This is a genomic window from Ligilactobacillus sp. (genome assembly GCF_036846325.1).
Classification (GTDB): Bacteria; Bacillota; Bacilli; order Lactobacillales; family Lactobacillaceae; genus Ligilactobacillus.
Map to the genome: position 1 here is coordinate 3,812 of NZ_DAIUCE010000045.1, position 10,249 is coordinate 14,060.

Genomic DNA, 10,249 nt, shown 5'->3' on the forward strand with positions numbered 1-10,249 from the left:
AATCAGTCGGCTTTCGACTTCTCCTGTTCGGCACTTCAATTAATTCAAGATGGAAGAATGACTTTTTTCCCAGCATCCTCACTGTATTCATCACTTTAAATAGATTCTTCTCAGATCTTCCCTTTCCCTTGCGCCAAGACCGAGTTCACTGGTCAGGTAGCCGTCAAGGCCCCCGTACTCATTGCTGATTGTGCCAAGGGCGCAGTCCAGGTAACTTTCGGAAACGGAACCCAGGTTGAAGATGTTCCGGGCGAATATTTCGCCCTTTTCAATGGCGCGCTCGTGCTCTTTTTCCTGCTGATCCTTCAGATACCGGTTGGAAGCAAGGTAATCGGCGCGGATGTCGGCACCGTCAACGCCGAGCGCCGAAAGGAAGTACACGGCGCCCATCCCCGTCCTGTCCTTGCCGGCCGAACAGTGAAACAGAACCGATTCGTTCTCCCCGTCATTTGCCAGCAGGACATCGAAGAACTTCCGATAGGCCTTCTTGGCGCAGTCCTCAAGCACGATGCCGTTGTAGGCTTCAATCATGTCATTTGCGGCAGCGTCCGCATCGACATAGTAGTTGCGGCGAGACTCCCACTTGGCTTCGCCGCTTCTCGTCCTGTCATCTTCCGGAAAGACGGGGGCAAAGTGATAGTTCACCACTTCAGGGATCCGGTCCGGTTCGTTCCTGCGCTCGGCGGCAGACCTGAAGTCAACATCGTCCCTGACGCCGTATTCTTCGAGAAAGGCCGTTTCCCGGTCGGTCAAATCGCTCAGCTTGCCGCTGCGGATGATTTTTCTTTCCTTTATGACACGCCCGTCGCGCGTCCTGATTCCGCCCATGTCGCGGAAGTTGTCACAGTTTGTCAGCATCAGACTTTCCTCTCTTTCGTGTTTTCCAAATGATTATATGATGATTCAGCAGATTTTGCAAAGAATTTCCTGTCCGAACATCCCGGAAAGGCAGCAGGCGGCAGTCATGACATCCATGCTGCAAAAAGCCCCCGCGCAAGACTGCGCAGAGGCTCCACACACTGTATTTCAATTGAAGAAAATCAGCGTTTCAGTTCTTCTCTCAGCTCATTCATCCTGACAAAGTCATTCGTGAAGATGCCGGCAACGTTTTTTTCCATCAGCTTTCGGGCTTTCCCTTCATCATCAATCGTCCAGATACGCTGAACGCCGTCAAAATCATGATATTCATTGGGATGGATGCCGGAAAGTCCGTTGTCCGAAACGACTTTTTCCGGGTCGGCAATTTTTTTGTCCACAAGCCAGTTGCAATCAAGATCTTTATCAATCGCAAGGCATCTCAGCATTGTCTGCAGATTAAACGATGAATATATGAACGGATGTCTGAACTCGTATTCTTTGGCCATATTGAGCACAATCTCTTCAATTCCCTGATACTCGTATTTGTCCGTCTTGAATTCAAGGTTTGCCAAAGCATCATGTTTTTCAATCAACTCAAACACGTCCTTTAAGTCCGGAATCGTTTCGCCGTTTTCCAGATGAAACTGCTGCAGCTCCTCATGCGTGTAATCCTTGATGTTTCCCTTGCCGTCGGTGGTGCGGTTGATTTTTTCATCGTGCATCACGACCGGAACCTGATCCCTTGTCAAGTGAACATCAAATTCGATTCCGTCAGCACCGTTTTCCAAGGCATATTCAAAGCCTTCAAGCGAGTTTTCCGCAAATTTTGCGGGATAGCCACGGTGTCCAAAAATTTTCGTCTCAATTTTCATAAAAAATCCTTCTTAATTGTCAAAGCCATTAGCCTTGTTATTTGATGCAACGTATTTGTTCATTGAAGTCTGCGCCTCGGCCAGGGCGGTCCTGGCATCTTTTCCATCATAAATCTGTTCCATCGCGGTTTGGATCAGCAGACGGTTCTGAACCAGATTCTGCATGAAAATGCCGGAGTTTGCCTTGTTTGGCGTCGTACGGTTAAGCTGCTGACTCGGAATCCTTGCCTGCGGCATCTTCTTGTAAAGCTTCTTCAAAACATCCTGCCCGGCCGACTGCCTGTTCAAGGCAAGATATCCGGTTTGCGCCTGCCAGCTTGCCTGTGATTCGGGCGTCAGGAGATATTTGACGAGTTCCCAGGCACCGCGCTGGACATCCTTTGACTTGTCGTTTGAAATCCAGAGCGAAGCCCCGCCAATTGAGACTCCGTTGGCCTTTTTTCCGTCTTCATGCGGATAGTAGCAAACGCCGATTTCATCCTTCGTTCCCGTTGTCAGCTGCGTGATCGACCCGGACGATTGCAGGAACATCCCTAAACGCCGTGACAAAAATGCCGCCGTTTCGTTCGTTCCGGCATTTGAACCAGCACCGTAGTTCATGAAGCTGCCCTGCTTGAGTCCGTTTTGGATCCACTTCATCGTATTAACGGCAGTGCCTGACGTGAAATCAACCGCAGTCGGGACGCCGTTATGGCCGTCATCCTTGTTTGCCATGCACACCCCTGCATTTGCCAGGAACTGTTCGAAGAACCAGCCGTAGATTTCGATGCTCATTCCCTTGATCTTATGATTTGACTTCTTATAGATTGCGTTTGCAACGCGCGTGACGTCAGAATATGACGGATCAAGCGGAGGCGGCGTGATGCCGAGCTTTTTAAGCAGCGTCTTGTTATAGTAGAGCACGGGCTGCGAAGAGTTGAACGGCATCGAAAGCTGCTTGCCGTCCTTTGAGTAAAAGGCACGTGCCACTGATGAAATCTGACTGACGTCATAACCGTCCTCGTCAATGAACTTTTGAACCGGCGTCGTATGCTTGCTGTAGTACATCTGCGCGCTCGAAATATCCATTGCCTGGAAAACCGCCGGCGAAGCATCCGTTCCGTGAGTGTTCAAAATTTTTTGCACAGCTTCATTATAGTCGCCTTCAAATTCCGCTTCAACTTCATATTTGTCCTGATGCTTGTTGAATTCGTTCACCAGGCGCTTGAGTTCGACCTGCGCCGGACCGGTCATTTCATGCCAAAACACGATTTTCGTGCGCTCGGAAGCAGAAACGTTCGCCGGATTTGCCGCAAACGCCATGATGGAAAATGCAGCGCCCAATGCCACTGCGATCTTTTTGATCTTCATTATTTGACCGCCCCTTCATTAATGCCTGATTTAAACGACTTTTGACCAATAAACAAGACGATCAGCGTCGGAATCACGACAATTGCCGCACTTGCCTGAATCATTCCCCAGTCATTGAACGTTTCCTGGGACTGCAACTGACGCAAACCGTCCTGCACCGGTCTGTATTTGTCAGAAAAAGTCGTCAGCATCGGCCAGAGATACTGATTCCAACTGCTCAGGAAACTGTATGAGGCAAGGGTCAGCAGACTGATCCTGGCATACGGCAACGTGACTTTCGTATAGAATTTCCAATGTGAAAGCCCGCAAACATCGGAAGCTTCCTTCAATTCAGCAGGCATCTGCTTGAAATTCTGACGCAGCATGAACGTACCGAAGGCAGACGTCAGGAACGGCACGACCATTACGGAATAGGTATTGAGCAGGTTCATCTGACGCATCGTCGCAAAGTTCGGAATGACTTCTGCTTCAAACGGCAGCATCATCGTGGCGAGGAACAGGCCGAACAGAAAGTCTCTGCCTCTGAATTTCAAGAAGACGAATGCATAGGCACTCATTGAACAGAAAATCAACTGAAATACAGTGGTCAGAACTGAAATGACCAGGCTGTTCAGCAGATAGCGGATGATTTCCGTGTTCTTCATGGCATTGACGTAGTTGTCAAGCGAAATATGCGTGCTGAACAAACGACCTGATGAAATGTCTGCCGTTGGCAGGAAACTGGTCCAGAGTCCCAGGACAAACGGCGTCAAAATGAACACTGCCAGCAGGATGAGCACGATGTAGCGTCCTGCGCGCTCCTTTTTTGTCATGATCTCTTCCATTAATATGTTACCTTCTTTTCCAGGAATTTAAATTGAATCAGCGTAAAGACTGCGATGATGACTGCCAGGACGACCGATTCCGTGCTTGCAAGAGCATAGTTGCCGTTCAGGAACGCATCCTGATAAATGCGATAGACCAGAAGATTCGTAGTGTTGTCCGGTCCGCCGGCCGTCATCATGTCGATCAGCCCGAAGCTCTTGAAGGCATCGATCAAAGTGATGATGGCAGCAAAGAACAGCGTCGGTGAAATCATCGGAATCGTAATCTTGAAGAACTGACGTCTCCTGGAAACACCGGCGATGTCGGCAGCCTCATACAGAGTCTTCGGCACCGACTGAAGGGCACCGAACAACATCAGAAACGTAAAGCCGAGATTCATCCAGACAGTTGAAATTATGATGGCAGCCATTGCCCATCCCGGCTGAGTCAGCCAGTTGATGGCCGGAATGTTGAACAGTTCTAGAATCTTGTTTAAAAGTCCAACGGACGGATTGAAGATGAACAGCCAGAAGATGGCAGCAACGGAAACTGACACACCCATCGTGGAGGAAAAAGCGGTTCTGAAAAAGCCGATGCCCTTCAGTTTGGCGCTTGCGGTCTGTGCCAGAAGCAGTCCCAGGGCAATGGTCAGAACTGATACGAACAAGACGTAGATGAACGTGGCTTTCATGCTGTTAAGATAAGCACTTGACGTAAACAAGTCAATGTAATTCTGCAAACCGACGAACACGGTCGGCTTGCCCAGACTGTCCGTCAAAAAGAAGCTCATCCAGATCGTCCTGATCATCGGATAGAAGACAAAGACTGACAGAATTAAAAGCGAAGGTCCGAGAAAAAGCAGTGCATAGTGCTTGTCATGTGCCTCGATGTCGTACCCGATGCTGATTTTTGAAGTCTTATCGTGCAGCTGCTGCGACAAACTCTTCTTCTGATCGACCTGTTCCATTTGAAGAACCTCCCTTTGCGAATAATTTTCCTGTTTTGTCAAAGATGTAGAAAATCCCCTGTGGCTTGACGAACATGCGCTGATTTATCATCCAGTCGTGATTCATGTCATCATCAACGGTCACTCTGATTTCGTCGCCGCTGTCAAGTTCAAGCTCAATAATCGACATGTTGCCGAGATATTCCGCATTGACAACCCTGGCATTTGACCGGTCATCTGCTTTTTCAACGGAAAATCCGGAGGGACGGACGCCGACGATGTAATCATCGCGATCCATGCCGTCCTCGCAGTCAAATTCCAGGCTTTCATCAACGACCAGCTTATTCAGACGTGCGTCATACGTTGCCTCAAGCAGATTCATGCGCGGGGTGCCGAAGAATTCGGCGACGAATGTGTTTGCCGGATGATTGTAGATCTCAAGCGGAGTTCCGATCTGCTGAATCCTGCTGTCGTGCAGAACCATGATGCGGTCAGCCATCGTCATGGCCTCGACCTGGTCATGCGTTACGTAAATCATTGTCAGGCCGAGTTTCTGCTGCAGCATGCGAATTTCCGAACGCATCTTGCCGCGAAGCTGTGCATCAAGGTTTGACAACGGTTCGTCCATCAGGCAGATTTTTGCATCGCTCGCAATCGCACGTGCAACGGCCACGCGCTGGCGCTGACCGCCGGAAAGGTCGCGCGGCTTGCGGTCACCGTACTCGGTCAGATTAACCATGTCCAGTGCTTCGTCAACGCGGCGCCTGATTTCTCCTGCATCCATCCTGTGTTCCCTCAATCCGAAGGCAACGTTGTCGCGCACGCTTAAGAACGGAAACAGTGCATAATTCTGGAAAACCATCGTCAGGTTACGTTCCTGCGGCGGCAGGTTCGTAACATCTTTGCCGTCAATTTCAATTTCGCCTTCGGAAATCGAAATCAAGCCTGCAATCATTCTCAAAAGCGTACTCTTGCCGCATCCTGACGGACCGACGATTGCAAAGAATTCGCCGGATTCGATTTCCGTCGTGATGTCGTTCAAGGTCCAGGAGTTTCCGTCGTAACTCTTGCCAATGTTCTTCAGTTCAATTGTCATTTAAAACTCACCCCTATGTGTTTATGGGTAAATCTTATCTGATGAATGTAATGGAATAATCAGTTTGACGTAACGGTCATGTAACGGTTTGGTTAACATTTTGTGAAAGCACTGCATTTTTCATTACAAGTTTCAGCTCAGGACACCAAAAAACCGTGCCAAAAAAGCACGGTCAATTCATTTTCTATTCTTTTTCAAATAAATTCAGCTTATCGATTCGTTCCACTGCCTCAACCAGTCTTTCCGGCGAAACGAGCAGTCCGATGCGGACGTATCCGTCGCCTGCCTCACCGAAGCCCTTGCCTGGCGCAACGGCAACATGAGCCTCATTCAACAGGACATCAGCGAACTGTTCACTGGTATATCCCTTCGGAACGGGCATCCAGGCGTAGAAAGTCCCTCCCGACTTAAACGCATGCCAGCCGATTTTTTCAGCCGCATTGACGAATGCGTCACGGCGGCTCTGGTAAAGAGCAACGAGCTTTGCAATTTCAGGGTCGCGCTCCGAAGACTCCAGGGCCACGATACCGGCATCCTGGACTGCCGGATAAACGCTGACGAAAAGGTGGTCCTGAATGAGGTTCAATGCTTCAATCATCTCCTGATTGCCGGCAGCAAAGGCCAGACGCCAGCCGGCCATGTTAAACGTCTTTGAGAACGTGTAAAGTTCGATGCCGACGTCCTTTGCACCGGGAGTTTCAAGGAAACTCGGATTCCTGTAGCCGTCAAAGCCGAGCGCACCGTATGCAAAATCGCTGACGACGCCGACATTGTATTTTTTGGCAAACGCAACCGTCTTCTCCCAGAATTCCTTCGTGGCAACAGCACCGGTCGGATTGTTCGGGTAGTTAAGGTAGATGAACCTGGCTTTTCTGGCAACATCTTCCGGAATATCGTCATAATCCGGCAAGAAGTCGTTTTCAGCCTTCAACGGCACCGTTTCAAGCTTGACCTGACCGAGCGCAACGCCTGAAAGGTAGTCAGGATAGCCTGGATCGGGCAAAATAATCGTGTCGCCCGGATTCATCAAAGCCCACGGCAGTTCGACCAGCCCGATTTTGGAACCTCCGAGAACGCAGATTTCCTTTTCACTGTCGAGTTCGACGCCGTATTTCTCCTGATAAAACGCTGCACAGGCTTTCTTGAAAGTCGGTTGGCCGCGAAACTGCGAGTACTTGTTGTTGATTGGTCTTTCCGCCGCTTCTTTCAAGCCTTCGATGATGTAGTCGAACGTCGGCTGGTCAGGATTGCCCTGGCCGAGATTGATGACGTCGTATCCTTCGGCAATTTTTTTGTTAACCTTGGCAACAAGTGCTGCAAAAAATTGCTTTGGCAATGTTTGCATTAAATCTGATTCTGGAAATTCCATTTGTTAATCCTTCTTTCAAATACATTAAAATTAGTCACGCTGCAATTTTCTGGCACAGATGTCGCCCACCGTCTGCACGATTTGAACCAGAACGATCAGGACAACAATCGTGGCATACATGACGGACGGCTGGTACCGCTGGAACCCGTACTGGTAGGCAATGTCGCCCAGACCGCCGGCACCGACCAGACCTGCCATGGCAGTTGCACCGACAAGTCCGATCGTCGTGATCGTCAGCCCGCGGACAAGGCCCGAACGTGCCTCTCTCAGGACGACGTTGACGATGATCTTGCCGTTTGAGATGCCCATTGACTGATATGCCTCGATGATGCCGGGGTCAACTTCAAGAATTGAAGATTCGACCAGACGCGCGAGATATGGAACACAATAGAAGACAAGCGGCAAAATCACCCCGCGGATACCAATCGTCGTGCCGGCAACGATTTTTGTAATCGGCAGAATCAGGAACAGCAATATGATGAAGGGCAGTGAACGGAAAATGTTCACCAGCCAGTTGACGACCGTATAGAGCGGCTTGTTCGGGTGAAGCCCCTTCTCACTTGAATTAACCAGCAAGACACCGAGAGGAATGCCCAGAATTACTGAGATGACCAGAGTAATCGACGTCATTGTCAGCGTTTCTAAAAATCCGGTCCAGATTGTCGGACCCCATTCATTGATAAAAGACATTAGATCTCAACCCTTTCGTAATAAATATCCTGAGTCCGCAAACCTGCCATCGCATTGTCAAACTCCTCTTCGTCCTTAAAATCAAAATGAACCAGCAGACGCCCGTAGGCTTTCTTCTTGAGATAACCGATGCCGCCGCCGAGAATGTTGGGCGACACACCGTATTTTCCTGAAAGATCGGCAATAATCGGTTCATTGGCCGTCTGCCCGATGAATTTCAGGACAACGAGCTGTCCGTTTGTCGTATACGGTTTGAGAATTTCAAGCGGAACCCCCATCGTGTCCGTGATGCCGATGAACTTCTTCGTGGCTTCCTTTTCTGGATTTGTAAAGACATCCAGCACATTACCCTGTTCAATCAGCTTTCCCTTTGCCAGAACGGCCACGCGGTCACAGACGCGCTGTATGACGTCCAGTTCATGCGTAATCAGGAAGATCGTGATATGCAGTTCCTGATTGATTTTAAGCAGCAGTTTCAGAATCGATTCCGTCGTCTCGGGATCAAGCGCGCTCGTCGCCTCATCTGAAAGCAGAATCTTCGGTTCATGTGCCAGGGCACGCGCGATTGCGACACGTTGCCGCTGACCGCCGGAAAGTTCTGCCGGATAGCGGTCCTTTTGTTCCCAGAGATCGACGATTCTGAGATACTTTTCAGCACGCTGTTCGGCAAGTGACTTCTCAAGTCCTTCAAGTTTCAGCGGAAGCGTCACGTTTTCAAGAACCGTTGCCGTCTTCAGAAGATTGTAGCCCTGGAAAATCATGCCTATCTTTGAGCGCTGCTGCTGCAGTTTCTTCTTGTCCGTCGGATCGATTCTTTCGCCGTCAACGATGACTTCGCCCGTTGTCGGAACTTCAAGCCCGTTGATCATGCGGATCAGCGTGCTTTTGCCGGCACCCGAATAGCCGATGACGCCAAAGATCTCTCCTTCCTCGATGTTCAGGGAAACATTGTCGACAGCCTTGACTTCCCGTTCCTTATCCTTGTAAATTTTCGTGACGTTCCTGATTTCGATCATTCAAATCTCTCCTTACTGCTGCCTGCTTGTTACTTGCTTGATGAAAGCACTACCGAACCCTTGAATTCCTTCTTGATGAATGCAGCGGTCTGCTTTGAGTGATAGTACTTGTCGATCTTCTTTACAACCGCATCGTTCCTGTGTCCTGACTGAACGACAAAGACGTTCGGATACGGGTTGTTCTTCAAAGGTTCATGGAAAATGGCATTTTCGTTGATTGAAAGTCCGGCGCCCATTGCAAAGTTCGTATTGATTGCTGCCGCAGTCACTTCACCGAGCTGCTTTGGAAGCTGCGAAGCCTCAAGTTCAACAATCTTCAAATGCTTGGGATTTGAGACGACATCCTTTTTAGTTGCCGTCTGCCCGACGCCTTTCCTGAGCTTGATGATGCCTGCCTTTTCGAACAGCTGCAGTCCGCGCGTTTCGTTGCTTGCATCATTTGGAACAGCAATCGAATCACCGTCCTTCAAATCCTTCAGACTCTTGATCTTCTTGGAGTAGACGCCCATCGGATACGCCACCGTCTTGAACGCCTGATCGAACTTGTAGCCCTTGTTCTTGATCTGATCCTTCAGAAACGGAATCGTCTGATAGCTGTTTGCGTCAAGGTCACCTGAACTCAGGGCCGAATTCGGCGTATTGTAGTCCGTGAATGACTTGATCTTGATTTTCAGCCCGTCCTTCTTTGCCTGACGTGCGACTTCTTCCATGATCTGCTGATGAGGTCCTGCAGTCACGCCGACCGTGATTTCCTTTTCGCTCAGTTCCTTTGAATCCTTTTTGCCGCAACCTGCAAGAGCAGAACCCGCAAAGAGCAGCACTGCCGAAACGCCTAAAACCTTCTTGATTAAATTCTTCATAATGCTTTTCTCCTCATTTAATTAAAGTGTTCCCATAAACAAAAAGCATCCGTCCTGTAAAAAGGACGGATGCTTCGACCGTGTTACCACCTTAGTTCACAGCTCCCTCTCAGGCGCTGTCTCGAAGACTTCGACGCACTGCGCACATGCGTAAAGTCTTGCGTTGGTAACGTACGCAGCCACGTCATCGGCTCACAATGCTCACCGACACCATTCCAAGCCCATCTTCAGTCTGCTTCGTACTGCCTCTTCACACCAGCCAGGGGCTCTCTTTGAGCGTCCGCAAACCTACTCTGCTCTTCATCATGTTTCCGTTTGTTTATGTATGCTAGTTTAATACAGTTGTTACTTAATGTCAATTATTTTTTAAGAATTTTGTTAGAAAAGG

The 10,249-nt window shown here is 49.4% G+C and carries 10 protein-coding genes; all 10 read right to left on the minus strand.

All coding sequences use genetic code 11. The features are described from left to right. Positions 1-90: 90 nt before the first annotated feature. Positions 91-858, minus strand: coding sequence for a tyrosine-protein phosphatase (locus tag V7Z60_RS05695; protein WP_334116883.1), 768 nt, complete (start codon positions 856-858; stop codon positions 91-93). A 182-nt stretch (positions 859-1,040) separates the two neighbouring features. Continuing rightward, on the minus strand, positions 1,041-1,730 hold the full coding sequence (locus V7Z60_RS05700) for a glycerophosphodiester phosphodiesterase family protein (protein ID WP_334116884.1): 690 nt from the start codon (positions 1,728-1,730) through the stop codon (positions 1,041-1,043). Positions 1,731-1,742: 12 nt separating this feature from the next. Continuing rightward, entirely contained in the window at positions 1,743-3,080 is a 1,338-nt protein-coding gene (locus tag V7Z60_RS05705; RefSeq protein WP_334116885.1) for an ABC transporter substrate-binding protein, read from the minus strand. Further along, positions 3,080-3,904: a carbohydrate ABC transporter permease gene (locus V7Z60_RS05710; protein ID WP_334116886.1), complete on the minus strand. Its 825-nt coding sequence runs from the start codon at positions 3,902-3,904 to the stop codon at positions 3,080-3,082. Before V7Z60_RS05710 ends, V7Z60_RS05705 begins: the two co-directional genes overlap by 1 nt. After that, positions 3,904-4,851 (minus strand): carbohydrate ABC transporter permease, encoded by a 948-nt coding sequence (locus V7Z60_RS05715; RefSeq protein ID WP_334116887.1) that lies wholly within the window; start codon positions 4,849-4,851, stop codon positions 3,904-3,906. Before V7Z60_RS05715 ends, V7Z60_RS05710 begins: the two co-directional genes overlap by 1 nt. Then, on the minus strand, positions 4,802-5,926 hold the full coding sequence (locus tag V7Z60_RS05720; protein ID WP_334116888.1) for an ABC transporter ATP-binding protein: 1,125 nt from the start codon (positions 5,924-5,926) through the stop codon (positions 4,802-4,804). Before V7Z60_RS05720 ends, V7Z60_RS05715 begins: the two co-directional genes overlap by 50 nt. Before the next feature lie 184 nt (positions 5,927-6,110). Next, positions 6,111-7,295 carry a pyridoxal phosphate-dependent aminotransferase gene (locus V7Z60_RS05725; protein WP_334116889.1) on the minus strand — a complete coding sequence of 395 codons (1,185 nt, stop codon included), beginning with the start codon at positions 7,293-7,295 and terminating at the stop codon, positions 6,111-6,113. Positions 7,296-7,325: 30 nt separating this feature from the next. Beyond that, a complete protein-coding gene (locus V7Z60_RS05730) occupies positions 7,326-7,985 on the minus strand; it encodes a methionine ABC transporter permease (protein WP_334116890.1) in 660 nt (219 codons plus the stop codon). Beyond that, entirely contained in the window at positions 7,985-9,001 is a 1,017-nt protein-coding gene (locus V7Z60_RS05735; RefSeq protein WP_334116891.1) for a methionine ABC transporter ATP-binding protein, read from the minus strand. Before V7Z60_RS05735 ends, V7Z60_RS05730 begins: the two co-directional genes overlap by 1 nt. A gap of 29 nt (positions 9,002-9,030) precedes the next feature. After that, a complete protein-coding gene (locus V7Z60_RS05740) occupies positions 9,031-9,864 on the minus strand; it encodes a MetQ/NlpA family ABC transporter substrate-binding protein (protein ID WP_442918900.1) in 834 nt (277 codons plus the stop codon). Positions 9,865-10,249 lie beyond the last annotated feature (385 nt).